Origin of the sequence: Pantoea sp. GM_Pan_4, assembly GCF_026541005.1 — a bacterium.
GTDB lineage: Bacteria > Pseudomonadota > Gammaproteobacteria > Enterobacterales > Enterobacteriaceae > Pantoea > Pantoea dispersa.
In genome coordinates this window covers 39107-64029 of record NZ_JALNUZ010000007.1, presented here as the reverse complement: position 1 = coordinate 64029, position 24923 = coordinate 39107, and the positions used below count along the sequence as shown (strand labels likewise).

At 58.7% G+C, this 24923-nt stretch carries 22 protein-coding genes; 20 read left to right on the top strand and 2 right to left on the bottom strand.

What is annotated here, in order from left to right; genetic code table 11:
- The first annotated feature begins 18 nt into the window (after positions 1-18).
- From relA to queE, 5 genes are all read left to right on the top strand, one after another.
- On the top strand, positions 19-2253 hold the full coding sequence (gene relA / locus OXR61_RS15345; protein WP_021507365.1) for a GTP diphosphokinase: 2235 nt from the start codon (positions 19-21) through the stop codon (positions 2251-2253).
- A gap of 109 nt (positions 2254-2362) precedes the next feature.
- Positions 2363-3145, top strand: coding sequence for a nucleoside triphosphate pyrophosphohydrolase (gene mazG, locus OXR61_RS15340; protein ID WP_021507364.1), 783 nt, complete (start codon positions 2363-2365; stop codon positions 3143-3145).
- Positions 3146-3404: 259 nt separating this feature from the next.
- Positions 3405-5042, top strand: coding sequence for a CTP synthase (glutamine hydrolyzing) (pyrG, locus tag OXR61_RS15335; protein WP_021507363.1), 1638 nt, complete (start codon positions 3405-3407; stop codon positions 5040-5042).
- Positions 5043-5119: 77 nt separating this feature from the next.
- Entirely contained in the window at positions 5120-6418 is a 1299-nt protein-coding gene (gene eno, locus OXR61_RS15330) for a phosphopyruvate hydratase (RefSeq protein ID WP_021507362.1), read from the top strand.
- A 149-nt stretch (positions 6419-6567) separates the two neighbouring features.
- On the top strand, positions 6568-7239 hold the full coding sequence (queE, locus tag OXR61_RS15325) for a 7-carboxy-7-deazaguanine synthase QueE (RefSeq protein ID WP_021507361.1): 672 nt from the start codon (positions 6568-6570) through the stop codon (positions 7237-7239).
- A gap of 205 nt (positions 7240-7444) precedes the next feature.
- Here the strand turns inward: queE and queD are convergent, their stop codons facing one another.
- The gene (gene queD / locus OXR61_RS15320; RefSeq protein WP_176428100.1) at positions 7445-7807 is read right to left on the bottom strand and encodes a 6-carboxytetrahydropterin synthase QueD; all 363 of its coding nucleotides are present in this window, start codon (positions 7805-7807) and stop codon (positions 7445-7447) included.
- 293 nt (positions 7808-8100) lie between these two features.
- Here queD and cysJ point away from each other — a divergent pair, with 293 nt between their 5' ends.
- Genes cysJ through OXR61_RS15305 form a run of 3 tightly spaced genes read left to right on the top strand, consistent with a single transcriptional unit; the run spans position 8101 to position 12358 of the window.
- Positions 8101-9903 carry an NADPH-dependent assimilatory sulfite reductase flavoprotein subunit gene (gene cysJ / locus OXR61_RS15315; RefSeq protein WP_031279681.1) on the top strand — a complete coding sequence of 601 codons (1803 nt, stop codon included), beginning with the start codon at positions 8101-8103 and terminating at the stop codon, positions 9901-9903.
- Positions 9903-11627, top strand: a complete 1725-nt coding sequence (gene cysI / locus OXR61_RS15310; protein WP_021507358.1) for an assimilatory sulfite reductase (NADPH) hemoprotein subunit — start codon at positions 9903-9905, stop codon at positions 11625-11627. Before cysJ ends, cysI begins: the two co-directional genes overlap by 1 nt.
- On the top strand, positions 11624-12358 hold the full coding sequence (locus OXR61_RS15305; RefSeq protein WP_021507357.1) for a phosphoadenylyl-sulfate reductase: 735 nt from the start codon (positions 11624-11626) through the stop codon (positions 12356-12358). The genes cysI and OXR61_RS15305 overlap by 4 nt, the downstream gene beginning before the upstream one ends.
- A gap of 56 nt (positions 12359-12414) precedes the next feature.
- On the opposite strand, the gene OXR61_RS15300 is transcribed toward OXR61_RS15305, so the two are convergent.
- Positions 12415-13434 (bottom strand): aminopeptidase, encoded by a 1020-nt coding sequence (locus OXR61_RS15300; protein ID WP_021507356.1) that lies wholly within the window; start codon positions 13432-13434, stop codon positions 12415-12417.
- Between the two features lie 248 nt (positions 13435-13682).
- On the opposite strand from OXR61_RS15300, the gene cysG reads away from it, so the two are divergent.
- The 12 genes from cysG (at position 13683) to OXR61_RS15240 (ending at position 24849) form a co-directional block, all read left to right on the top strand.
- On the top strand, positions 13683-15098 hold the full coding sequence (gene cysG / locus OXR61_RS15295; protein ID WP_021507355.1) for a siroheme synthase CysG: 1416 nt from the start codon (positions 13683-13685) through the stop codon (positions 15096-15098).
- A gap of 9 nt (positions 15099-15107) precedes the next feature.
- Positions 15108-16016 carry a sulfate adenylyltransferase subunit CysD gene (gene cysD / locus OXR61_RS15290; RefSeq protein ID WP_021507354.1) on the top strand — a complete coding sequence of 303 codons (909 nt, stop codon included), beginning with the start codon at positions 15108-15110 and terminating at the stop codon, positions 16014-16016.
- Positions 16017-16026: 10 nt separating this feature from the next.
- Positions 16027-17454 (top strand): sulfate adenylyltransferase subunit CysN, encoded by a 1428-nt coding sequence (gene cysN / locus OXR61_RS15285; protein WP_021507353.1) that lies wholly within the window; start codon positions 16027-16029, stop codon positions 17452-17454.
- Complete coding sequence (gene cysC / locus OXR61_RS15280; protein WP_021507352.1) at positions 17454-18059, top strand: adenylyl-sulfate kinase; 606 nt, start codon at positions 17454-17456, stop codon at positions 18057-18059. The genes cysN and cysC overlap by 1 nt, the downstream gene beginning before the upstream one ends.
- Positions 18060-18113: 54 nt before the next feature.
- A complete protein-coding gene (locus tag OXR61_RS15275; RefSeq protein ID WP_021507351.1) occupies positions 18114-18434 on the top strand; it encodes a DUF3561 family protein in 321 nt (106 codons plus the stop codon).
- A 169-nt stretch (positions 18435-18603) separates the two neighbouring features.
- The gene (gene ftsB, locus OXR61_RS15270; RefSeq protein ID WP_021507350.1) at positions 18604-18921 is read left to right on the top strand and encodes a cell division protein FtsB; all 318 of its coding nucleotides are present in this window, start codon (positions 18604-18606) and stop codon (positions 18919-18921) included.
- A 3-nt stretch (positions 18922-18924) separates the two neighbouring features.
- On the top strand, positions 18925-19641 hold the full coding sequence (gene ispD / locus OXR61_RS15265) for a 2-C-methyl-D-erythritol 4-phosphate cytidylyltransferase (RefSeq protein ID WP_021507349.1): 717 nt from the start codon (positions 18925-18927) through the stop codon (positions 19639-19641).
- On the top strand, positions 19641-20123 hold the full coding sequence (gene ispF / locus OXR61_RS15260) for a 2-C-methyl-D-erythritol 2,4-cyclodiphosphate synthase (RefSeq protein ID WP_031279680.1): 483 nt from the start codon (positions 19641-19643) through the stop codon (positions 20121-20123). The genes ispD and ispF overlap by 1 nt, the downstream gene beginning before the upstream one ends.
- Positions 20120-21163 (top strand): tRNA pseudouridine(13) synthase TruD, encoded by a 1044-nt coding sequence (gene truD / locus OXR61_RS15255; RefSeq protein WP_021507347.1) that lies wholly within the window; start codon positions 20120-20122, stop codon positions 21161-21163. Before ispF ends, truD begins: the two co-directional genes overlap by 4 nt.
- A 15-nt stretch (positions 21164-21178) precedes the next feature.
- Entirely contained in the window at positions 21179-22222 is a 1044-nt protein-coding gene (locus OXR61_RS15250; protein ID WP_021507346.1) for a LacI family DNA-binding transcriptional regulator, read from the top strand.
- A gap of 158 nt (positions 22223-22380) precedes the next feature.
- Positions 22381-23451, top strand: coding sequence for an SIS domain-containing protein (locus tag OXR61_RS15245; protein WP_021507345.1), 1071 nt, complete (start codon positions 22381-22383; stop codon positions 23449-23451).
- A gap of 30 nt (positions 23452-23481) precedes the next feature.
- Entirely contained in the window at positions 23482-24849 is a 1368-nt protein-coding gene (locus OXR61_RS15240) for a PTS transporter subunit EIIC (protein ID WP_021507344.1), read from the top strand.
- Positions 24850-24923: the final 74 nt, after the last annotated feature.

The following is a 24923-nucleotide window of genomic DNA, read 5'->3' as shown; positions in this document are numbered from 1 at the left end:
GCTGTGGCAGGAGAGGATATGGTTGCGGTTAGAAGTGCGCATTTAAATACGGCCGGGGAATTTGCCCTTGACCAGTGGATCGCCAGCTTGAGTATCAGTAATCCGCAATCCTGCGAACGACTGGCGGAAACATGGCGCTACTGTGAAGCCGAAACGCACGACCATCCAGATCAGGCTCTGCTGCTGTGGCGCGGTATTGAGATGGTGGAAATTCTCACCATGCTCAGTATGGACATCGACAGTCTGCGCGCCGCGCTGCTGTTCCCGCTGGCCAATGCGGGCGTGGTGAGCGAAGAGGATCTGGAGAAGGCCTTTGGCAAAAGCATCGTCTCGCTGGTGCACGGCGTGCGCGATATGGATGCCATCCGCCAGCTGAAAGCCATTCACAACGACTCGATGGCCTCAGAGCAGGTGGATAACGTGCGCCGCATGCTGCTGGCGATGGTGGAAGATTTCCGCTGCGTGGTCATCAAGCTGGCAGAACGTATTGCCCATCTGCGCGAGATGAAAGATGCGCCGGAAGATGAGCGCGTGCTGGCGGCGAAAGAGAGCACCAACATTTATGCGCCTCTGGCCAACCGTCTCGGGATCGGCCAGCTCAAATGGGAGCTGGAAGATTACTGCTTCCGCTATCTCCATCCTGACGAATACAAACGCATCGCCAAACTGCTGCACGAACGCCGCATCGATCGTGAACAGTACATTGATAACTTCGTCGATAACCTGCGTAAAGAGATGCAAAAAGAGGGCGTGCGTGCGGAAGTTTACGGCCGTCCCAAGCATATCTACAGCATCTGGCGCAAAATGCAGAAGAAGTCGCTGGCGTTTGATGAGCTGTTCGACGTGCGCGCAGTGCGCATCGTCGCTGAACGCCTGCAGGACTGCTACGGCGCGCTCGGCACCGTCCACACGCTGTATCGTCATCTGCCTAGCGAGTTCGACGATTACGTCGCCAATCCCAAGCCAAACGGCTATCAGTCGATTCATACCGTGGTGCTGGGACCGCAGGGCAAAACGGTCGAGATTCAGATCCGTACCCGCCAGATGCACGAGGACGCTGAACTGGGCGTCGCGGCACACTGGAAGTACAAAGAAGGACCGACCGCCAGCAACGCACGCGGTGCCGCAGGGCACGAAGAGCGCATCGCCTGGCTGCGTAAACTGATTACCTGGCAGGAAGAGATGGCGGATTCCGGCGAGATGCTGGAAGAGGTGCGCAGCCAGGTATTTGATGACCGCGTTTACGTGTTTACGCCAAAGGGCGACGTGGTCGATTTGCCGGCCGGTTCCACGCCGCTCGACTTTGCCTACCACATTCACAGTGATATTGGTCATCGCTGCATCGGTGCCAAAATCGGCGGCCGTATCGTGCCCTTTACCTATCAACTGCAGATGGGCGATCAGATTGAGGTGATCACCCAGAAGCAGCCGAACCCGAGCCGCGACTGGCTGAACCCCAACCTCGGCTATATCACCACCAGCCGCGGGCGCTCGAAGATTCATGCCTGGTTCCGTAAACAGGATCGCGACAAAAATATCGCGGCCGGCCGGCAGATTCTGGATAGCGAGCTGGGCCAGCTGGATATCAGCATGCGCGAAGCCGAGAAGCTGCTGCTGCCGCGTTATAACGTCAGCTCGCAGGATGAGCTGCTGGCGATGATTGGTGGCGGGGATATCCGTCTTAACCAGATGGTTAACTTCCTGCAGGCGAAGCTCAACAAGCCGAGCGCTGAAGAGGAAGATCGCGAGGCGCTGCGTCAGCTGACGCAGAAATCGCATCAGCCGTCGTCGGCGCGCAAAGAGAGTGGCCGCGTGGTGGTGGAGGGCGTCGGCAATCTGCTGCACCACATTGCGCGCTGCTGCCAGCCGATTCCGGGCGATGATATTGTCGGGTTTATTACCCAGGGGCGCGGCATTTCGATTCACCGCGCCGACTGCGATCAGCTCAGCGAACTGATTTCGCATGCGCCGGAACGCATTGTCGATGCGGTGTGGGGCGAAAGTTACTCCAGCGGTTATTCGCTGGTGGTACGCGTGACGGCCAACGATCGCAGCGGGCTGCTGCGCGACATCACCACCATTCTGGCCAATGAAAAGGTCAACGTGCTGGGCGTGTCCAGCCGCAGCGACACCAAAAAGCAGCTCGCCACCATCGATATGGATATCGAGATTTATAACCAGCAGGTGCTGGGTCGCGTGCTGGCGCGCCTTAATCAGGTGCCGGATATTATCGATGCGCGCCGCTTACATTAAGCCCTGCTGAGACCGGTGCGCAGCAATGCGCACCCGGGCAAAACCGCGTAATTACCCTGCAGGGTCGCCATTGATGGCGGCTTTTTATCTTGTTGTTCCGGGGACTTTCATGACTGCTTTAAACCGCCTGCTCACCATCATGCAAACCCTGCGCGATCCGGTGCGCGGCTGCCCGTGGGATCGCCAGCAGACCTTCGCCTCTATCGCGCCGTATACGCTGGAAGAGACCTATGAAGTTATCGACGCCATCCAGCGCGAAGACTTTGACGATCTGCGCGGCGAACTGGGCGATCTGCTGTTTCAGGTGGTGTTCTACGCCCGCATGGCCGAGGAGCAGCAGCGTTTCAACTTCGATGACATCTGCAACGCCATCAGTGACAAACTGGAGCGTCGCCATCCGCACATCTTCGGCGAAGCCCAGGTCGATTCCACGGCCGAAGTGCTGAAAAACTGGGAGGCGATCAAGCAGCGCGAGCGTGCGGAGAAGTCGCAGCACTCGGTGCTGGACGATATCCCTAAAGCGCTGCCGGCGCTGATGCGCGCCTATAAAATCCAGAAGCGCTGTCACAGCGTAGGCTTCGACTGGGACAGCCTCGGACCGGTGCTGGATAAAGTGCATGAAGAGATCGACGAAGTAATGCATGAAGCGCAGCAGGCGGTGGTGGACAGCGACAAGCTGGAAGAGGAGATTGGCGATCTGCTGTTCGCCACCGTCAATCTGTCACGCCATCTTGGCAGCAAAGCGGAAACCGCGCTGCAAAAGGCCAACGACAAGTTCGAGCGCCGCTTCCGTCAGGTAGAGAATATTATTCAGGCCCAGGGGCTGAGCATGGAACAGGCTACGCTGGCGCAGATGGAAGCCGCCTGGCAGCAGGTCAAAGCCGGCGAATAACCTTATTCAGCCTCTCTGCGCAGCGCTGGTGATTATTCCAGCGCTGCGCATAAAATCACCGTCTGAGCTTACTCGATTCAGCCAGTCGGCAACTTTGTGACGTACGTCAACATTTCACCCGTCACTCTCCGCTATGTTACAGGCTGTAATGCGAGGAGGATGGTGTGATTCATCAATTGTGGCTGCGGACGACTTCGGGTATACTGTTTTCCCGTCCTGGTTATTCCACCGTCTTTAAACCTAAACTCTCAGGTTCAGCATGACAACGAATTATATTTTTGTGACCGGCGGGGTCGTTTCCTCTCTGGGCAAAGGCATTGCCGCAGCCTCCCTCGCAGCCATCCTTGAAGCACGTGGTCTGAATGTGACCATCATGAAACTAGATCCGTATATCAACGTCGATCCGGGTACCATGAGCCCTACGCAGCACGGTGAAGTGTTCGTCACCGATGACGGGGCCGAGACCGATCTGGATTTAGGTCACTACGAGCGCTTCATCCGTACCAAAATGTCGCGCCGCAACAACTTTACTACCGGCCGTATCTACTCAGAAGTGCTGCGCAAAGAGCGTCGCGGCGACTATCTGGGCGCGACCATTCAGGTTATCCCACACATCACCAACGCCATTAAAGAGCGCATCATTGAAGGTGGCGAAGGTCATGACGTCGTGCTGGTGGAAATCGGCGGAACCGTGGGCGATATCGAATCCCTGCCGTTCCTGGAAGCGATTCGTCAGATGGCGGTCGATGTTGGCCGTGAACACACCATGTATATGCACCTGACGCTGGTGCCTTACATGGCGGCGGCGGGTGAAGTGAAAACCAAGCCAACTCAGCACTCGGTTAAAGAGCTGCTGTCGATTGGTATTCAGCCTGACGTGCTGATTTGCCGTTCAGACCGCGCGGTGCCCGCTAACGAGCGCGCGAAGATCGCCCTGTTCTGTAACGTGCCGGAAAAAGCGGTTATCTCGCTGAAAGACGTTGATTCGATCTACAAGATCCCGGGCCTGCTGAAATCGCAGGGTCTGGATGATTACATCTGCAAGCGTTTCAACCTGAGCGCGCCGGAAGCCAATCTGGCCGAGTGGGAGCAGGTGATTTACGAAGAAGCCAATCCGGGCGGCGAAGTCACCATCGGCATGGTCGGCAAATATGTCGAACTGCCGGATGCCTATAAATCCGTGATTGAAGCGCTGAAGCACGGCGGCCTGAAAAATCGCGTCACCGTTAACATCAAGCTGATCGATTCGCAGGATGTGGAAACGCGCGGCGTCGAAATTCTGAAAGATCTTGATGCTATCCTGATTCCTGGTGGCTTCGGTTACCGCGGTGTGGAAGGGAAATTGCTGACCGCGCAATACGCGCGTGAAAACAACATTCCATACCTCGGCATTTGCCTTGGCATGCAGATTGCGCTGATGGAATTTGCGCGCAACGTGGCCGGGATGGAAGGCGCCAACTCCACTGAATTTGTGCCAGACTGTAAGTACCCGGTGGTTGCGTTAATCACCGAATGGCGCGATGAAAACGGTAACGTTGAACAGCGTACCGAGCAGAGCGATCTGGGCGGCACCATGCGTCTGGGAAGCCAGCAGTGCCAGCTGACGCCGGAAAGCAAAGTGCGCCAGCTGTATGGCTCTGACGTCATTACTGAGCGTCATCGCCACCGTTACGAAGTAAACAATCTGCTGCTGAAGCAGATTGAAGCGGCGGGTCTGCACATTGCAGGCCGTTCCGGCGACGATCAACTGGTGGAGATCATCGAGATCCCGAATCATCCATGGTTTGTAGCCTGCCAGTTCCACCCGGAATTCACGTCGACCCCGCGTGATGGTCATCCGCTGTTCGCTGGCTTTGTGAAAGCCGCGCAGGAGCACCAGAAGCGTTTAGCGAAGTAAGAGTTTAACGAACAGCGCGCGAACTTTTCGCGCGTTGTTTGTCTTAGGATTGACTAACTTGTACTGAGGAAAATCGAATGTCCAAAATCGTTAAAGTCATCGGTCGCGAAATCATCGACTCCCGTGGCAACCCGACTGTAGAAGCAGAAGTGCATCTGGAAGGCGGTTTCGTTGGTCTGGCTGCTGCGCCATCAGGTGCATCAACCGGTTCACGCGAAGCACTGGAGCTGCGTGACGGTGATAAGTCTCGTTTCCTGGGCAAAGGCGTAACCAAAGCGGTTGCTGCGGTTAACGGCCCAATCGCTGACGCGGTAAAAGGCAAAGATGCCAAAGACCAGGCGAACATCGATAAGATCATGATCGAGCTGGACGGTACTGACAACAAATCCAACTTCGGTGCAAACGCCATTCTGGCGGTTTCTCTGGCAGCAGCGAAAGCAGCAGCAGCCTCTAAAGGCCTGCCACTGTACGCACACATTGCAGAACTGAACGGCACCCCGGGCAAATACTCTATGCCACTGCCAATGATGAACATCATCAACGGTGGTGAGCACGCGGATAACAACGTTGATATCCAGGAGTTCATGATTCAGCCGGTTGGCGCGAAAACCGTGAAAGAAGCCATCCGTATGGGTTCTGAAGTGTTCCATCACCTGGCTAAAGTTCTGAAAGCCAAAGGCATGAACACCGCGGTAGGTGACGAAGGTGGCTACGCGCCAAACCTGGGTTCAAACGCCGAAGCGCTGGCCGTTATCGCCGAAGCTGTTAAAGCAGCAGGCTACGAGCTGGGCAAAGACATCACCCTGGCGATGGACTGCGCAGCATCTGAATTCTACAAAGACGGCAAATATGTGCTGGCTGGTGAAGGCAACAAAGCCTTCACTTCTGAAGAGTTCACCCACTTCCTGGAAGACCTGACCAAACAGTACCCAATCGTTTCTATCGAAGACGGTCTGGATGAGTCTGACTGGAACGGCTTCGCTTACCAGACCAAAGTGCTGGGCGACAAAATTCAGCTGGTGGGCGACGACCTGTTCGTGACCAACACCAAAATCCTGAAAGAAGGCATCGAGAAAGGCATCGCTAACTCTATCCTGATCAAATTCAACCAGATCGGTTCTCTGACCGAAACCCTGGCTGCGATCAAGATGGCGAAAGACGCTGGCTACACCGCGGTCATCTCTCACCGTTCTGGCGAAACTGAAGACGCGACCATCGCTGACCTGGCGGTCGGTACTGCCGCTGGCCAGATCAAAACCGGTTCTATGAGCCGTTCTGACCGCGTTGCTAAGTACAACCAGCTGATTCGTATCGAAGAAGCGCTGGGTGACAAAGCGCCGTTCAACGGTCTGAAAGAAGTTAAAGGCCAGGCGTAATCGCCTGCGGATGTGGCTAAATGGCCATATCGCCTGACATCAAGCCCCGCCTCGTGCGGGGCTTTTGCTTTTTATGGCACGAAGCAGCTGTGAAGCGACGCACAAAATCTGCCATAATCTGCGCCTCGAATTTCTGACGTGAGTAAAAAATGTTCTACCCGATTAACGAAATGTTCCAGACGCTGCAGGGCGAAGGTTTTTACACCGGCGTGCCGGCCATCTTTATCCGCTTACAAGGATGTCCGGTGGGCTGTAGCTGGTGTGATACCAAACATACCTGGGAAACGCGGGCGGATCGGGAGACGTCGCTGGGGGACATTCTGGTCAAAACCGTGGAGAGCGATGCCTGGGGCAGCGCCGATGCGGCCACGCTGATTGAGAGCATTCAGCGTCAGGGCTGGACCGCCCGCCATGTGGTAATCACCGGCGGTGAGCCGGCAATTTTTGACTTACGTCCACTGACCGAAGCGCTGGAAGCGGCCGGTTTTCAGTGTCAGATTGAAACCAGCGGCACGCATGAAGTGCACTGTTCCGCTGCTACCTGGGTGACGGTGTCGCCGAAGGTGAACATGCGGGGTGGCTACGATGTGCTGCCGCAGGCGCTGCAGCGTGCCGATGAGATCAAACATCCGGTGGCGCGCGAGCGGGATGTGGAAGCGCTGGATGCGCTGCTGGCTGGCCTGCAGGATGAGAAAAAACGCATTGTGGCGCTGCAGCCCATCAGCCGTGGCGAGGCGGCGACCAGACTGTGTATCGAAACCTGCATTGCCCGCAACTGGCGGCTTTCGATGCAGACGCACAAATACCTGAATATCGCCTGATTCACCCGATGCGCACCCGGCAAAATCAACACAATTGTGGCTGGTGCGCATCAATGCGCACCCTACAAAACTCATTGCACCGTAGGGTCGCCATTGATGGCGACCTGGCCAATGGTACCCGATGCGCATCAATGCGCACCCTGTAAAACCGCACTGCACCGCAGGGTCGCCATTGATGGCGACCTTCTGACCTTTACCGCGGCTGTCAGCCGCGATAGACGCAACCAGCGGTGCAGGTCTCTTTGATCATCACCGCACTCAGCTCAGGCAGAATCGGCTTCATCTCATCCCAGATCCATTTCGCCAGCACTTCGCTGGTCGGGTTCTCCAGACCGGGAATATCGTTGAGATAATGGTGATCGAGGCGATCGTAGATCGGCCTGAACGCCGCCTTCAGTTCGGCAAAATCCATTACCCAACCGGTATGCGCATCCACTTCACCGGTAATTTCCAGTCGCACCAGAAATGAATGGCCGTGCAGACGACCGCATTTATGCCCTTCCGGCACGTGAGGTAAGCGGTGGGCCGCTTCAAACTGGAACTCTTTAAACAGCGTGGTAGACATAATGGCTCTCAGACGTAAAAACCGCTGAAGTCTACCTGAAAAGCAGATTTTTCGCACCCGCCAGCGCTGAAAAGGGCATTTCTGCCGATCTGCCGCTTACGCCGTAAATTAACTGATTGAATTACTACAACTTTATTTACCACTTTTACTGGTTAGTCTGACCCAAAAAACCACTTAGTCATTTTGGTTATTTATTATGTCGAAGCCTTATTTAATCGTTAATATACAGGCCGGTAACCTACCCACTCTTCCGCCGCTTCCCGGTACGGATTTCTGACACTGGAATTTTTAACGCGATGACGACTCAGGCACCCCCAGCGATGCTTCCGCTATCCCCGGAGCAAATTGCGCGCTTACAGGCCGCGACCACCGATTTCAATCCAACGCAGCTGGCATGGCTCTCTGGCTACTTCTGGGGCATGGTTAATCAGGCACCGGGCACCGTTGCCGCGCCTGCGCCAGCCGCCGCTGAGGTGCCGGGCATTACGCTGATCTCCGCCTCACAAACCGGCAATGCGCGCCGGCTGGCCGAGCAGCTGCGTGACGATTTGCTGGCGGCGAAACTGAGCGTCAATCTGGTGAATGCCGGCGACTACAAATTCAAACAGATCGGTCAGGAAAAACTGCTGGTCATCGTGACCTCAACGCAGGGCGAGGGCGAACCGCCGGAAGAGGCGGTGGCGCTGCATAAATTCCTGCTGTCGAAGAAAGCGCCGAAGCTGAGTGATACCGCCTTTGCCGTGTTTGGTCTTGGCGATACCTCCTATGAATTTTTCAGTCAGGCCGGTAAAGACTTCGACCAGCGTCTGGCTGAACTGGGCGGCGAACGCCTGCTGGATCGCGTGGATGCCGATGTTGAATACAGCGAACTGGCCAGCGCCTGGCGTCTGCAGCTCACCGATATTCTCAAAGCGCGCGTGCCGGCGGAACCGGCAGCGCAGCTGGCAGCCAGCGCGGCTGGCAGCGTCAACCTGGTGGACAGCAGTCCTTACACCAAAGAAGCGCCGCTCACCGCCAGCTTTGCCCTGAACCAGAAAATTACCGGTCGCAACTCAGATAAAGACGTGCGCCATATCGAAATCGATCTGGGTGATTCCGGTCTGCGTTACCAGCCAGGCGATGCGCTCGGCGTATGGTATGAAAACGATGCGGAACTGGTGCAGGAGCTGCTGCAGCTGGTATGGCTGAAAGGCGATGAGCAGGTCGAGGTGCGCGGAGAAACCCTGCCGCTGGCCGAGGCGCTGCAGAAACATTTTGAGCTGACGGTCAACACGCCGCAGATTGTCGAGCAGTATGCAGCCCTGTCGCGCAACGAGGCGCTGCTGGCGCTGGCGGGCGACAAGCCGAAGCTGCAAAGCTTCGCGCAGAGTTTCCCGATTGTCGACATGGTGCGCCAGGCGCCCACCGAACTGAACGCCGGCCAGCTGACTGGCCTGCTGCGTCCGCTGACGCCGCGGCTTTACTCCATCGCCTCGTCGCAGGCGGAGAGCGAAACCGAAGTGCATATCACCGTCGGCGCGGTGCGTTATGAAATTGACGGCCGTCAGCGCGGCGGCGGCGCTTCTACCTGGCTGGCCGATCGGCTGGAAGAAGATGGTGAAATCCGCGTGTTCATCGAGCATAACGATAATTTCCGCCTGCCGGCCAATCCGGATGCACCGGTGATCATGATCGGTCCGGGCACCGGCATTGCCCCGTTCCGCGCCTTCATGCAGCAGCGTGAAAACGACGGTGCCAGCGGCAAAAACTGGCTGTTCTTTGGTAATCCGCACTTCACCGAAGATTTCCTCTATCAGGTAGAGTGGCAGAAATACGTTAAAGACGGTCTGCTGACCCATATCGATCTGGCGTGGTCACGCGATCAGGCCGAAAAGATTTACGTACAGGATAAAATCCGTGCCAGAGGGGCGGAAGTGTGGCGCTGGATTGAAGAGGGCGCGCACCTGTACGTCTGCGGCGACGCCAATCGCATGGCGAAAGACGTTGAACAGGCATTACTGGATGTGGTGGTCGAACACGGCGGCATGGATCGTGAAACCGCTGACGAATTTTTAAGTGAGCTGCGCATTGAGCGCCGTTATCAGCGAGACGTTTACTAATGAGCGAAAAACATCCTGGACCGCTGGTGGTTGAAGGCAAACTTTCCGACGCCGAGCGTCTGAAAAAGCAGAGCAACTACCTGCGCGGCACCATTTTAGAAGATCTCGACAATGGCCTGACCGGCGGCTTTACCGGCGATAACTTCCTGCTGATCCGTTTTCACGGCATGTACCAGCAGGATGACCGCGACATCCGCGCCGAGCGCGCCGCGCAGAAGCTGGAGCCGCGCCATGCGATGATGCTGCGCTGCCGTCTGCCGGGCGGCATCATCACGCCAACGCAGTGGCTGGCGATTGATAAATTTGCCACCGACAAAACGCTGTACGGCAGCATTCGCCTGACTAACCGTCAGACGTTCCAGTTTCACGGCATTCTGAAGAAGAACGTCAAGCCAACTCACCAGATGCTGCATGAAGTCGGACTGGACGCGCTGGCTACCGCCAACGACGTCAACCGTAACGTGCTGTGTACCTCGAACCCGGTGGAGTCAGAGCTGCATCAGGAAGCGTACGAGTGGGCGAAAAAGCTTTCCGAGCACCTGCTTCCGCAGACGCGCGCCTACGCCGAGATCTGGTGGGATCAGGAGAAGGTCGCCACCACCGATCAGGAGCCGATCCTCGGTGAGACCTATCTGCCACGTAAGTTTAAAACCACCGTTGTGGTGCCGCCGCATAACGATGTCGATCTGCATGCGAACGATCTGAACTTCATCGCCATTGCGGAGAACGGCAAGCTGATTGGCTTTAACCTGCTGGTCGGTGGCGGTTTGTCAATTGAGCACGGCAACAAAGCCACTTACGCGCGCACCGCCAGCGAGTTTGGCTACCTGCCGGTGGAGAAGATCCTTGATGTGGCTGCGGCGGTGGTCACCACGCAGCGCGACTGGGGTAACCGTACCGATCGTAAAAATGCCAAAACCAAATACACGCTGGAGCGCGTCGGCGTCGAGACCTTCAAAGCCGAAGTCGAGAAGCGTGCCGGCCTGACCTTCGAGCCGATTCGCCCATACGAATTTACCACCCGTGGCGATCGCATCGGCTGGGTGAAGGGCATCGACAAGAAATGGCACCTGACGCTGTTTATCGAAAACGGTCGCCTGCTGGATTATCCGGGCCGTCCGCTGAAGCGCGGTATCGCGGAGATTGCCAAAGTGCATCAGGGCGATTTCCGCCTGACCGCCAATCAGAACCTGATTGTGGCCGGCGTACCGGAGGCGCAGAAAGCGCAGATTGAAGCCATTGCGCGTGAGCACGGCCTGATGGAAGCGGTCACGCCGCAGCGTGAAAACTCCATGGCCTGCGTGGCCTTCCCGACCTGTCCGCTGGCGATGGCTGAAGCCGAACGCTTCCTGCCATCCTTCGTCAGCAAAGTGGAGGAGATCATGCACCGCCACGGCGTCGGCGAAGAGCACATAGTGTTACGCGTTACCGGTTGTCCGAACGGCTGCGGGCGTGCCATGCTGGCCGAACTGGGCCTGGTGGGCAAAGCGCCGGGCCGTTACAACCTGCATATTGGTGGTAATCGCATCGGCACGCGCATCCCGCGCATGTACCGCGAAAACATCACGGAAAACGAAATCCTCGCCAGCATCGATGAGCTGGTGGCGCGCTGGGCCAGCGAGCGCACGGCGGATGAAGGGTTTGGTGACTTCGTGATTCGCGCGGGCATTGTGCAGCCGGTGGTCGATCCCGCCCGTGATTTCTGGGACCCGGAGGCAGTATGACACTACCCGATCTCGCCAGCCTGAACAGCGGCAGCAAAGTCGATCGCATCATGGCGCTGGCGGAAAGCAACGTCCAGCTGGAAAAGCTCTCTGCCGAACAGCGCGTCAGCTGGGCGCTGGAGCAGCTGCCGGGCGCCTTTGTGCTGTCGTCGAGTTTTGGTATTCAGGCGGCGGTACTGCTGCACATGGTCACGCAGCAGCGCCCGGATATTCCGGTGATCCTTACCGATACCGGTTATCTGTTCCCTGAGACCTACCGCTTCATTGATGAACTGACGCAGCAGCTGAACCTGAATCTGCAGATCTTCCGCGCCGAAACCTCACCGGCGTGGCAGGAAGCGCGCTACGGCAAGCTGTGGGAGCAGGGCGTTGAAGGGATCGAGCAGTACAACCAGCTTAACAAAGTCGAGCCGATGAACCGCGCGCTACAAACGCTGGGTGCGCAGACCTGGTTTGCCGGCCTGCGCCGCGATCAGTCCGGCAGCCGTGCCAGCCTGCCGGTACTGGCCGTGCAGCGTGGCGTGTTCAAAATCCTGCCGATCATCGACTGGGATAACCGTCAGGTGCACCAGTATCTGAAGCACCATGGGCTGAAGTACCATCCGCTGTGGGACGAAGGTTACCTCTCCGTGGGCGACACGCACACCACGCGCAAGTGGGAGCCGGGGATGGCTGAGGAAGAGACACGCTTTTTCGGCCTCAAACGCGAATGCGGGTTACACGAAGGCTGACGGGCGCAATTGCTGCGAGTGCGCAGCGGTGCGCACCCGCAAAAACCGGCAAGATCTTACAACGTCGGATTAGCCAGCTCCGTCAGCAGCGGCTGCAAAATGCGTACGCTGTCGCGCGTGCGCTGATGGATGCGCCCCGGCAGCCAGTGGTCGATGTAAGTCAGATTATCGCGCCCGGTCTGGTGGCGCACCGTACCCTCCGGAAAGTGAGGTGACCGCGCGCGCTGCTGCTCACCGGCTTTATTGCCCAGCGCCCAGTTGGCTGCGGTAACATCCAGCAGCGGAATCCCGGCTTTATCAAACGGATTAACGCCCGGGTAATCGTGTGCGGTCAGCACGTGGCTGGCAGCCGTGATGCCGTAACGGTGCGCAATCTGCAGGGCGCGCGCGCTGGTCTGCTTGCGTACCGCCGCTGGCGTATTCATGCCGTTATTGAAGTAGAGGCGATCGCCAACGATCAGGCTATTCAGATCGATCACCAGCAGCGTATCTTTCTTCTCCTGCACGCTCATGCGCGCCAGATAATCATCCATACCGTGTAAACCGGCTTCGCCTGCGCTCAGCGCCACAAAGCGCACGCCATAGTGCAGCGGCGTTTGACTCAGCGCCTGCGCCAGCTCCAGCATCACGCCCAGCCCGGAAGCGTTATCGTCTACGCCCTGCAAACGCAGGCCGCCGAGATTATTGTCTGTCTCGTGCTGGCTGAGCGGTGTCCAGGTATCCAGATGGGTGACGATCAGAATCTCCTGCGGCACGCTGCCGGCGCGTGCGGCGATCACCGAGGTCGCCGTCACTTTATGGCGGCGCGTGATGCCCTGTTTCTCCAGCCAGTTATAGCTGGTATTAAACTGTCGGGTATTGCTCTGATAACCAAGCTCGGTGAACTGCTGCTGCAGATAATCTGCCGTCATCAGCTCGGCCGGGCTGCCGCTCATGCGACCGGGGAAATAGGTGGCAATGTGGCGCAGCTGCTGTTCGGCAAAGTGGCCAGGTGCGATCGTTGCAGCCTGCGCCAGCAGAGGCAAACCGCCGGCAATCAGTGCTGCCAGCACGCTGCGGCGGAGAGTGGCAAACATAGTGGTTGTCCTTTTCTGACATCCCGTCAGGGTAAAAAAATTCTGAGTTAGTATGAAACTGTGACGCCGCCTGCACAATTTGTATCGCTCCGAAACACCAGCAATATCATTTGTTAAGCACAAATTGTTATCAGCAATCCCGGTGCGTTATTCCATTTGGTAACTACTCATGCTAATTCGTAATTTCATCTGCCAGAAGGCGGGGACGTATAGTCGCGTTAACTTATTGTAAAACTAACAAGGTTAACGTGGATTACTTGCCTCTCTTTGCCGATCTCAAAAACCGTCCGGTGCTGGTGGTCGGCGGTGGCGAAATCGCTGCGCGTAAAATTGAGCTGCTGCGGCGTGCCGGTGCGCACGTGCGGGTGGCCGCGCGCGAGCTCGGCCATGAACTGCAGGCGCTGCGCGACATTAACGCCATCGAGTGGATTGCTCAGCACTTCGACGCGGCGCAGCTGGACGATGTTTTCCTCGTGATTGCCGCCACCGACGATAACGCCCTCAACGCGCAGGTATTTGATGCCGCTAATGCGCGCCACAAGCTGGTGAATGTGGTCGACGACCAGCCAAAATGCAGCTTTATCTTCCCGTCGATTGTTGACCGCTCACCGCTGGTGGTGGCGATCTCCTCCAGCGGCACTGCGCCGGTGCTGGCGCGTCTGCTGCGTGAAAAAATCGAAGCGCTGCTGCCCGCCAATCTCGGGCAGATGGCCGAAGTGGCCGGTCAGTGGCGCGACAAAGTCAAACAGCGCTACCACAAAATGTCTGACCGTCGTCGCTTCTGGGAGCGGGCTTTTAATGGCCTGTTTGCCAGCCAGATGGCGGCGGGTAACGTCAACGAGGCGCGCCGCACGCTCGATCGTGAACTGGAAAACACCTCTGATAATCAGGGTGAAATCACACTGGTCGGTGCCGGCCCGGGCGACAGCGGTCTGCTGACGCTGCGCGGGCTGCAGGTGATGCAGCTGGCCGATGTGGTGCTGTATGACCATCTGGTCAGCGACGAGGTGCTGGAACTGGTAAGACGCGATGCCGATCGTATCTGCGTCGGCAAACGCGCCGGCGCCCATTCGGTGCCGCAGGAAGAGACCAATCAGCTGCTGGTGACGCTGGCGCAGCAGGGCAAGCGCGTGGTGCGCCTGAAAGGCGGCGATCCGTTTATTTTTGGCCGCGGCGGCGAAGAGCTGCAGGCGGCGCAGGCGGCGGGCATTCCGTTCCAGGTGGTGCCGGGCATCACCGCGGCCGCGGGCGCTACCGCCTATGCCGGTATTCCGTTAACCCACCGCGATTATGCCCAGAGCGTGCTGTTTATCACCGGTCACTGCCGCGCCGACGGCGACGGTATCGACTGGCCGTCGCTGGCGCGCGCGCGTCAGACGCTGGCAATTTACATGGGCACGGTGAAAGCGGCGGAAATTGCCGCCGGGCTGATCGAACACGGCCGCGCGCCGTCAACGCCAGTGGCGGTGATTGGTCGCGGCACGCGCCAGGATCAGCAGGTGCTGACCGGCACCTTAGCACAACTCGAGGCGCTGGCAGCTGCCGCGCCAACGCCAGCGCTATTAGTGATTGGCGAAGTGGTGAATCTGCACGGGCAACTTGCCTGGTTCCAACATTCGGCACAGCAGGGGGCTCGCGAGTCCGCCGTTGTCAATTTGGCTTGAGGAAAAATTATGGACCAAAATCGTCTCACTCATCTGCGCCAGCTGGAGGCAGAGAGTATCCATATCATCCGCGAGGTGGCGGCCGAGTTCAGCAATCCGGTGATGATGTACTCCATCGGTAAAGACTCCTCGGTGATGCTGCATCTGGCGCGCAAAGCCTTCTATCCGGGCACGCTGCCGTTTCCGCTGCTGCACGTTGATACCGGCTGGAAATTCCGCGAAATGTACGAGTTCCGCGATCGCACCGTGAAAGCGATGGGCGCAGAGCTGCTGGTGCACCGTAACCCGGAAGGCGTGGCGATGGGTATTAACCCGTTCGTGCACGGCAGCGCCAAACACACCGACATCATGAAAACCGAGGGTCTGAAGCAGGCACTGAACAAATACGGTTTTGATGCAGCGTTCGGTGGTGCACGTCGTGACGAAGAGAAGTCGCGCGCCAAAGAGCGTATCTATTCGTTCCGCGATCGTTTCCACCGCTGGGATCCGAAAAACCAGCGTCCGGAGCTGTGGCACAACTACAATGGCCAGATCAACAAAGGCGAAAGCATTCGCGTGTTCCCGCTCTCCAACTGGACCGAACTGGATATCTGGCAGTACATCTTCCTGGAAAACATCGAAATCGTGCCGCTGTACCTGGCTGCACCGCGCCCGGTACTGGAGCGCGACGGCATGCTGATGATGATTGATGACGATCGTATCAACCTGCAGCCGGGAGAAGTGATTAAGCAGCGTATGGTGCGTTTCCGTACCCTCGGCTGCTGGCCGCTGACCGGCGCGGTGGAATCCGAGGCGCAGACGCTGCCGGAAATCATTGAAGAGATGCTGGTCTCCACCACCAGTGAACGTCAGGGGCGCGTGATTGACCGCGACCAGGCCGGTTCGATGGAACTGAAAAAACGTCAGGGTTATTTCTAAGGAGACGCCGATGAATACCGTTATTGCCCAACAGATTGCCGAGCAGGGCGGCGTTGAAGCCTGGCTGACCGCGCAACAACACAAAAGCCTGCTGCGTTTCCTTACCTGCGGCAGCGTCGACGACGGCAAAAGTACGCTGATTGGCCGTCTGCTGCACGATACGCGCCAGATTTATGAAGATCAGCTGTCGTCGCTGCACAATGACAGCAAACGCCACGGCACCCAGGGCGAGAAACTCGATCTGGCGCTGCTGGTTGATGGCCTGCAGGCCGAGCGCGAGCAGGGCATCACTATCGATGTGGCCTATCGCTATTTCTCCACCGAGAAGCGCAAGTTCATCATCGCCGACACGCCTGGGCACGAGCAGTACACCCGCAACATGGCGACCGGTGCCTCAACCTGCGATCTGGCGATCCTGCTGATCGATGCGCGCAAAGGCGTGCTGGATCAGACCCGTCGCCACAGCTTCATCGCCACGCTGCTGGGCATCAAACATCTGGTGGTGGCGATCAACAAGATGGATCTGGTGGCGTACAGCCAGGAGACCTTCGAGCAGATCAAACAGGATTACCTCGATTTTGCCGCGCAGCTGCCGGACGATCTTGATATCCGCTTTGTGCCGATGTCGGCGCTGGAAGGCGATAACGTCGCCACCCCGAGCGTAACCATGCCGTGGTACAGCGGCCCGACGCTGCTCGACGTGCTGGAGACGGTAGAGCTGAAGCGCGTGGTCGACACGCAGCCGATGCGCCTCCCGGTGCAGTATGTTAACCGGCCGAACCTCGACTTCCGTGGCTATGCCGGTACGCTGGCATCGGGCGTGGTCAGCGTCGGCCAGCGAGTGAAAGTGCTGCCGTCCGGTGTGGAATCCAGCGTTGCGCGTATCGTCACCTTTGATGGTGACCTGCAGCAGGCGGCCGCCGGTGAGGCGATTACCCTGGTGCTGAACGATGAGATCGACATCAGCCGTGGCGATCTGCTGGTGGATGCCGCAGCCGATTTGCAGGCGGTGCAGTCCGCGACCGTCGACGTGGTGTGGATGGCGGAACAGCCGCTGCAGCCGGGACAAAGCTATGAAGTGAAAATTGCCGGCAAGAAAGCGCGTGGCCGCGTCGAAAAGATTCTCCATCAGGTGGAGATCAATACGCTGGAAAAACGCGCGGTCGACAGCCTGCCGCTCAACGGCATCGGTCTGGTAGAAGTGACCTTCGATGAACCGATGGTGCTGGATGCTTACCAGCAGAACCCGGTGACCGGCGGCATGATCTTTATCGATCGCCTGAGCAACGTGACCGTCGGTGCCGGCATGATCCATCAGCCGCTGAGCGCCACGCGCAGTCAGGCTGGCCAGTACAGTGATTTCGAGCTGGAGCTGAACGCGCTGGTGCGCCGTCACTTCCCGCACTGGAACGCGCGCGACCTGCTGGGCGGTCAGTAATGGCGCAGCACGACGAAAACGTGGTGTGGCATGACCATCCGGTCACGCGCGCTGAACGCGAACAGCAGCACGGCCATCGTGGCGTGGTGCTGTGGTTTACCGGGCTCTCTGGCTCGGGTAAATCCACCGTGGCCGGTGCGCTGGAGCAGGCGCTGCACCGGCTGGGCGTCAGCACCTATCTGCTGGACGGCGACAATGTGCGTCACGGCCTGTGCCGCGATCTCGGTTTCAGCGATGAAGACCGCAAAGAGAATATCCGGCGCGTGGGTGAAGTGGCGAAACTGATGGTGGATGCCGGACTGGTGGTGCTGACGGCGTTCATTTCGCCGCACCGTGCCGAGCGCCAGATGGTGCGCGATCTGCTCGGTGACGGGCAGTTTATCGAGGTGTTCGTCGATACGCCGCTGGCGGTGTGCGAAGCGCGCGATCCGAAAGGCTTGTATAAAAAAGCCCGTGCCGGCGAGCTGCGTAACTTCACCGGTATCGACAGCGTTTACGAGGCGCCGGATGCGCCAGAAATCCAGCTGGATGGTGAACAATTGGTTACAAAACTGACCGGCCAATTGTTAGACCTGCTGCGCCACCACGATATCATCAGATCCTGAACCGACAGCGGCAAATCTCACGGTTTGCCGCGCTTTAGCGTCAACAGGATCTCTATGCAGAACGTTACCCCCATGCTGGCACGCAAAGATGAACGCACCCCGGATGAGCCACGCTCATCACTGCCGGGCGGCGTGATCGGCTTTCTCTCGTACTGGTGTGCGCTGGGCATACCGTTTCTGCTGTACGGCTCTAACACGCTGTTTTTCTTTCTCTACACCTGGCCTTTTTTCCTTGCGCTGCTGCCGGTTTCGGTGCTGATTGGCATCGTGCTCAGCCTGATGCTGCGTGGCCGGCTGTGGTGGAGCGGTCTGATTACCGCCCTGGTGGTGGTGTGCCTGTTCTGGCTGCTGTTCTCCTTTCTCTCGGGCTGGTAATCCGGCGCTGATGTGCAAACGCATCGGCAGGTTACAAAACTTTACCTGCCGTCCGGCGCTTTCCCGTCATTATTTGTCCAGACAAATCTGCTTGCGCGCCATTTTCGCTGCCGCAGTGGAGTCCGGCGTCAAGTTATGGGATGATTGAGCCGTTTTTCAGGGGGCGGGGATGGGAAAACTGACGTTACTGCTGCTCGTGCTGCTGGGATGGTTGCAATACTCTCTGTGGCTGGGCAAGAACGGTATCCATGATTACACGCGCGTCAGCGAAGACGTGGCGTCACAACAGGCGAATAACGCCAAACTCAAAGCGCGTAACGATCAGCTGTTTGCCGAAATTGACGATCTCAATGGCGGTTCAGAGGCGATTGAGGAACGCGCACGCAGCGAGCTGGGCATGATCAGGCCTGGCGAGACTTTCTATCGTCTGGTGCCAGACCAAAACAAACGTAATGCGCAACAAGCGGCGCAGAATCAACAACGATAAACCATGAATCAGCTCTCTTCCTCTGCGGATGTGATTGCCGTGGTGCCGGCTGCCGGTATCGGCAGCCGCATGCAGGCCGCCTGTCCGAAGCAGTATCTCACCATCGGTCCGTTAACCCTGCTCGAGCACAGCGTGGCGCGCCTGCTGGCGCATCCGGCGGTAAAGCAGGTGGTGGTGCCAGTCAGCCCGGATGACGGCTGGTTCGATAGCCTACCGCTGGCGCAGGATGCACGTGTGCTGCGCGTCACCGGCGGCGAAACCCGCGCCGAATCGGTGCTGGCCGGATTACAGACCATCCGCCACAGCGCCTGGGTGCTGGTGCACGACGCGGCGCGGCCGTGTCTGCATCCCGATGATTTAGCGCGTCTGCTGGCGGTGCGTGAGCACAGCAAAGTCGGCGCGATTCTGGCGGCACCGGTGCGCGACACCATGAAGCGCGCGGAGCCCGGCAAAGGTGCCATTGCGCATACCGTTGAACGCGATGACTTATGGCATGCGCTGACGCCGCAGTTTTTCCCGCATGCGCTGCTGACCGCCTGCCTGACGCGCGCGCTCAATGAAGGCGCGACCATCACCGATGAAGCCTCGGCGCTGGAGTATTGCGGTTATCATCCTGAGCTGGTCAGCGGACGCAGCGACAATATTAAGGTAACGCGGCCGGAAGATCTGGCGCTGGCGGCCTTCTATCTCACTCAGATTCAGTTAAAGGAGCACGCATGATGCGTATCGGTCACGGTTTTGACGTGCACGCGTTTGGCGGCGAAGGTCCGCTGGTGATTGGCGGGGTGCGTATTCCCTTCGAACAGGGCTTTATTGCGCATTCAGACGGCGATGTGGCGCTGCATGCGCTGACCGACGCGCTGCTGGGCGCGGTGGCAATGGGCGACATCGGCAAACTGTTCCCGGATACCGATCCGGCATTCAAAGGCGCCGACAGCCGCGGTTTGCTGCGCGAAGCCTGGCGCCGCATCCAGCAGAAGGGCTACCGCATCGGCAACGTCGATGTCACCATCATCGCTCAGGCACCGAAAATGCTGCCGCACGTGCCGCAGATGCGCGTCAACATCGCCGAAGATCTCGGTTGCCACATGGATGATGTCAACGTCAAAGCCACCACCACCGAGAAGCTGGGGTTTACCGGTCGCGGTGAAGGCATTGCCTGCGAAGCCGTGGCGCTGCTGGTGAAGGCCGATCGGGCATGAGTGAACTGCTCTACCTGCACGGCGTGCCCGTTGCCACCGGGGTGATCAAAGCCAGTCCCGAAGATTTCGTGGTGATTGAAGATCTCGGCTATCCCTATGATGGCGAAGGCGAGCAGCTGCTGGTGCGCATCCGTAAAATTGGCTGCAACACGCGTTTTGTCGCTGAGGCAATCGCCAAATTTCTCGGCGTGCATCAGCGCGATCTCAGCTATGCCGGCATGAAAGATCGCCATGCAGTCACCGAGCAGACGCTGTGCTTCCGCGTGCCGGGCACGGCGATGCCCAATCTTGCCGGCTTCCAGCTGGAAGGCGTGGAGATCCTGCAGGTGATTCGCCACAAGCGTAAACTGCGCACCGGCGCGCTGGCGGGCAATGCGTTTCGTCTGGTGGTACGTCAGGTGTCCGATCGCGCGCAGGTGGAATCGCGGCTGCAGCGGATTCAGCAGCAGGGCGTGCCCAACTACTTTGGCGAACAGCGCTTTGGCCGCGGCGGCAATAACCTGACGCAGGCGCGGCTGTGGGCAGACGAGAAATTCCGTCCACGCGACCGCAGTATGAAAGGCATTCTGCTGTCGGCGGCGCGCAGCCAGCTGTTCAATCAGCTGACCAGCGCGCGCCTGCAGCGTGACGGTGCGCTGGATCGCGTGCAGCCCGGCGATGCGCTGCAGCTCAGCGGGCGCGGCAGCTGGTTTGTTGCCCAGACGGACGAGTTACCTGCGCTGCAGCAACGTGTGGATAATCACGAGCTGCGCATCACCGCGCCGCTGGCCGGACGCGGCGAGCCGGGCACTCAGGGCGAAACGCTGGTGTTTGAACAGCAGCAGCTGGCGGGCGCGGCCGATCTGCTCGGCCTGCTGGAGCGTGAACGCGTCGATGCGGCGCGGCGCGCCATGCTGGTGGTGCCGAAAGATCTGCAATGGAACTGGTGGGATGACGTCACGCTCGAGCTGCAGTTCTGGCTGCCGGCGGGCAGTTTTGCCACCAGCGTAGTGCGTGAGCTGCTGAGCAACGGCGCGGCGGCCCCGCTCGGCGACGAATAAGCGAACCCGGCGACGATGAGCAAAAATCTTACCATCAAGGATATTGCCGTACTCGCCGGCGTGTCGATCACCACCGTCTCGCGCGTGCTTAACAAGCATGCGTGGGTGTCGGAAAAAACCCGCACGCGGGTGGAACAGGTGATCGCCGAGCATCAGTTCAGCCCCAACCTGATGGCGCGCGGCATGATATCGCGCCAGAGCTATACGCTCGCGGTGATCGTCTCTGACATCACTAACCCTTACTTCGTCACGCTGGTGGCGCAGATTCAGCAGGCCTGTCTGGCCATCGGTTACAAAATCACCCTTTACGATACCCAGTCGGCCAACCGCAGCCCTCAGCATGACGATGATGAAAGCGCGATTTTTCAGTCGATTATCGATAGCCAGATCGATGGGGTGATCGTGCTCGGCGGTCACAGCGACTATGCGCCGATTCCGGCCGGCTACCTGACGCTGCTGGAATCGCTGATGGACAAAATGGCGGTGGTGGTGGTGGGGCAGCCGCATCCTGCTGGCCGCTGGCCGTGCGTGATGCGCGACCAGCAGCACTGCGTCGGGCTGGCGGTGAATCATCTGCTGGCGCGCGGCCTGCGCGATATCGCGTTTATTGGCGGCTCGCGCAAAGTGTGGGTGACGCGCGAGCGCGTCAGTCATTTCCACGCCACGCTGCAGCAGGCCGGCATTACGCCGCGCGACAGCTGGATCTGCCTGAATAACTTCTATCCTGAACACGGCTATCAGGCGGTTGATACGCTGTGGCAGCAGGCAGAGCAACCGCAGGCGCTGGTGGCGATCAACGATCGCGTGGCGATGGGCGCGATCCGCGCGCTACGCGATCGCGGCATTGACGTGCCTGAGCAGGTCGCGGTCATCAGCTGCGAGCGCTTCCCCGGCAGCGAGTATTTTATTCCGCGCCTGACCAGCGTCGATCACCAGAATCCGCAGCTGGGGCAAAACATTATCACCATGATGATGGCGCAGCTGGACGGCAGCTTAAGCCCGCACGCGCGCTGCAGCGCACCGCTAAAGCCGGTATTGATCCCCGGCGAATCCGCCTGATCTTCTCCCCTTAAACGTTCCGCCTGCTTTCGTTGCGCTTTGTTAGCGCGATCGCAATTTCACGATCCTCACGTTGACTTAATATGCGCCATTAAATAAGTTGGCTCACAACCTGAAAACGTTTTCAGGTTGGCGGGAAAACAGTTTAAGGAGCGGTAATGAAACCCACCATGATGACCTACATCCACCAGCAACCCGAGGTGCTGAGCCATCTGCTGGCGTGCTATCCGCAGGGATTACCAGTGCTGGGCAAGGCGAAAACAGTGCTGATTCTGGCCACCGGCTCCAGCATCAACGCCGCGCTCAGCGCCAAATATTACGTTGAGCAACTGACTGGCGTACGCATCAGCGTGCAGGAGCCGTTCCATTTTCAGCATTATGAGCAGTGGGATCCGGCGACCGATCTGGTGATCGCGATTTCACAGAGCGGCGAGAGCACTTCGACGCTGGCAGCGATCGACGCGCTGAAAAAACAGCACGGCGTGGCAACCTGGGGCATCACCAGCAAAATCACCAGTCTGCTGGCGCAGGCGGTGGATCACGCCGTAGACATCATGAACGGCGAAGAGCGCGTCGGTTATGTCACTAAAGGCTATGTCGCCACGATCCTGACGCTGATGCTGATTGGCGTGCACAGCGCGCGCCACAGCGGTCGCCTCAGCGCAGAGCAGGAACAGCAGGCGCTGGCGCAACTGCAGCACGGCGTCGACGCGATTCCGGACATCATCGCCCGCACCGAGCGCTTCTGGCAGCGCTGGCAGGACGATCTCACTGCGGCGCCACGCTTTATCTCGATTGGCTTTGGTCCGGCGATTGGCGTGATCAAAGAGATGGAGACCAAATTCAGCGAAACGGTGCGCGTGCCGTCGCAGGGCATTGAACTGGAAGCGTTTATGCATGGCCCCTATTTCGAAATCAATCCGCAACACCGGCTGTTCTTTATCGATGTCGAGGCGCCGGTGCGCGAACGCCTGCAGCTGCTGCGCCAGTATGAGCAGCGCGTGACGCCGCACGTCTGGAGTCTGTGTCTCGGGGAGAGCGATGATGCGCGCACGCTGGCGCTCGGCGTGGAGGTCAGCGAATGGATAGCGCCGCTGCTGATGGTGATTCCGTTCCAGATCCTCGCGCATCACATCGCTGAAGCCAAAGGCAACAATCTGCCGCAGCGCATATTCACTGATTTTGGCGTGGCGATGAAGAGCAAAACCAAACCGGGTGATTACGACTAACGCCGGGCGCGAGCCATAAGGATAACAACAATGAAACTCGATTACGTGAAGCTGGCGCAGGCCATCAGGGAACAGGTCGGCGGCGACGATAATATCAGCCATATTTCACACTGCGCCACGCGGCTGCGGCTGACGATAAACGATCTGGCCAGTGTCGATATGCCGGCCATCAGTAGCCTGCCGGGCGTCATCCGCGTGGTGAACGCGTCCGGACAGCTGCAGATTGTGGTCGGGCCGCAGGTCGAACAGCTGTATCAGGCGATGCAGCAGGGCACAGCGCCGGTGGCCGAACCGGTGAAGCCCGGCAAAGACGAGCGCGGCGTCGCGGGTAAAATTCTGGCCACGCTCGGCGCTATCTTTACGCCCTACATTGGCGTACTGGCCGGCATCGGCGTGATCAAAGGCATCATGGTGCTGCTGCAGACGCAGGGCTGGGTGGCGGACGATGACCTGCTGTTCGCCATGTTCAACGCGCTGGCCAGCGGGGTGTTTGTCTTTCTGCCGCTGTTTATTGCGGTTACCGCGGCAGACCGTTTCGGTGCCAGCCGTTTCACCGCGCTGGCGCTGACGGCGGCGATGGTGTTTCCGCTGACCCAGCCGGATCTGCCGGCGCACTTCGCGCTGTTCGGCCTGAGCATCAGCCTGAAGATTTACGGCGGCGCGGTGATTCCGGCAATTCTGGCGGTGCTGCTGCTGAGCAAGGTTGAGCACCGACTGAAACAGTGGATCCCCGAGGTGGCAGCGCTGGTGTTTGTGCCGTGCCTGTCGCTGCTGATTTGCGGCTTTGTGGTGTTCACGGTGATTGGCCCGCTGGCAGATTATGTTGGCGTCGGCATCGCCAGCGGCTACAGCTGGCTCTATCAGCTTAGCCCGATGATCTCCGGCGCGCTGCTGGCGGGCATTGGTCAGCTATTTGTGGTGTTTGGCGTGCACTGGGGCATCATCCCGCTGGCGCTGATCAATATTCAGGTGCAGGGCTACGACACCATCATGGCGATGTTTATGTCGGCGGTGATGGGGCAGTTTGGCGCGGTCACCGGCGCGATCTTCATCGCCCGCAGCCTGCGCGACCGGCAGATTGCAATCTCGGCGTCGCTGTCAGCGTTCTTTGGCATTACCGAACCGGCGCTGTACGGCGTCAATCTCAAGTACCGCATGCTGTTTATCTTCGGCTGCATCGGCGCGGCGCTCGGCGGTGGCATCACCGGGCTGCTGCAGGTGAAAACCTACAGTTTCCTGCCGGTGCTGAACGTGTTTGAACTCGGCCTGTTCGAAGGCCCGGAGTCGAAGATGATCTATGAAGTGGCGGCAATTGCCGTGGCTTTCCTCACCCCATTCATTCTGACGCTGATTTACGGCCGCTGGACGCTGCGCAGCGTGAATAAAACCGGCGCCTGATGCGCTGATTCGTTAACACCAAAACAGGGAAATCGCATGCGGCTGCTTCGCAGGGCCGCGTGCACCTTAAGGAA

Excerpts from the sequence above, each read along its gene's own strand:
- cysI (WP_021507358.1), top strand. The coding sequence starts at position 9,903 with ATGAGCGAAAAACATCCTGGACCGCTGGTGGTTGAAGGCAAACTTTCC.
- pyrG (WP_021507363.1), top strand. The coding sequence starts at position 3,405 with ATGACAACGAATTATATTTTTGTGACCGGCGGGGTCGTTTCCTCTCTG.
- ftsB (WP_021507350.1), top strand. The coding sequence starts at position 18,604 with ATGGGAAAACTGACGTTACTGCTGCTCGTGCTGCTGGGATGGTTGCAA.
- cysD (WP_021507354.1), top strand. The coding sequence starts at position 15,108 with ATGGACCAAAATCGTCTCACTCATCTGCGCCAGCTGGAGGCAGAGAGT.
- eno (WP_021507362.1), top strand. The coding sequence starts at position 5,120 with ATGTCCAAAATCGTTAAAGTCATCGGTCGCGAAATCATCGACTCCCGT.
- OXR61_RS15305 (WP_021507357.1), top strand. The coding sequence starts at position 11,624 with ATGACACTACCCGATCTCGCCAGCCTGAACAGCGGCAGCAAAGTCGAT.
- mazG (WP_021507364.1), top strand. The coding sequence starts at position 2,363 with ATGACTGCTTTAAACCGCCTGCTCACCATCATGCAAACCCTGCGCGAT.
- relA (WP_021507365.1), top strand. The coding sequence starts at position 19 with ATGGTTGCGGTTAGAAGTGCGCATTTAAATACGGCCGGGGAATTTGCC.
- OXR61_RS15275 (WP_021507351.1), top strand. The coding sequence starts at position 18,114 with ATGCAGAACGTTACCCCCATGCTGGCACGCAAAGATGAACGCACCCCG.
- ispD (WP_021507349.1), top strand. The coding sequence starts at position 18,925 with ATGAATCAGCTCTCTTCCTCTGCGGATGTGATTGCCGTGGTGCCGGCT.
- OXR61_RS15240 (WP_021507344.1), top strand. The coding sequence starts at position 23,482 with ATGAAACTCGATTACGTGAAGCTGGCGCAGGCCATCAGGGAACAGGTC.
- cysC (WP_021507352.1), top strand. The coding sequence starts at position 17,454 with ATGGCGCAGCACGACGAAAACGTGGTGTGGCATGACCATCCGGTCACG.
- OXR61_RS15250 (WP_021507346.1), top strand. The coding sequence starts at position 21,179 with ATGAGCAAAAATCTTACCATCAAGGATATTGCCGTACTCGCCGGCGTG.
- ispF (WP_031279680.1), top strand. The coding sequence starts at position 19,641 with ATGCGTATCGGTCACGGTTTTGACGTGCACGCGTTTGGCGGCGAAGGT.
- OXR61_RS15300 (WP_021507356.1), bottom strand. The coding sequence starts at position 13,434 with ATGTTTGCCACTCTCCGCCGCAGCGTGCTGGCAGCACTGATTGCCGGC.
- cysJ (WP_031279681.1), top strand. The coding sequence starts at position 8,101 with ATGACGACTCAGGCACCCCCAGCGATGCTTCCGCTATCCCCGGAGCAA.
- queE (WP_021507361.1), top strand. The coding sequence starts at position 6,568 with ATGTTCTACCCGATTAACGAAATGTTCCAGACGCTGCAGGGCGAAGGT.
- OXR61_RS15245 (WP_021507345.1), top strand. The coding sequence starts at position 22,381 with ATGAAACCCACCATGATGACCTACATCCACCAGCAACCCGAGGTGCTG.
- truD (WP_021507347.1), top strand. The coding sequence starts at position 20,120 with ATGAGTGAACTGCTCTACCTGCACGGCGTGCCCGTTGCCACCGGGGTG.
- cysN (WP_021507353.1), top strand. The coding sequence starts at position 16,027 with ATGAATACCGTTATTGCCCAACAGATTGCCGAGCAGGGCGGCGTTGAA.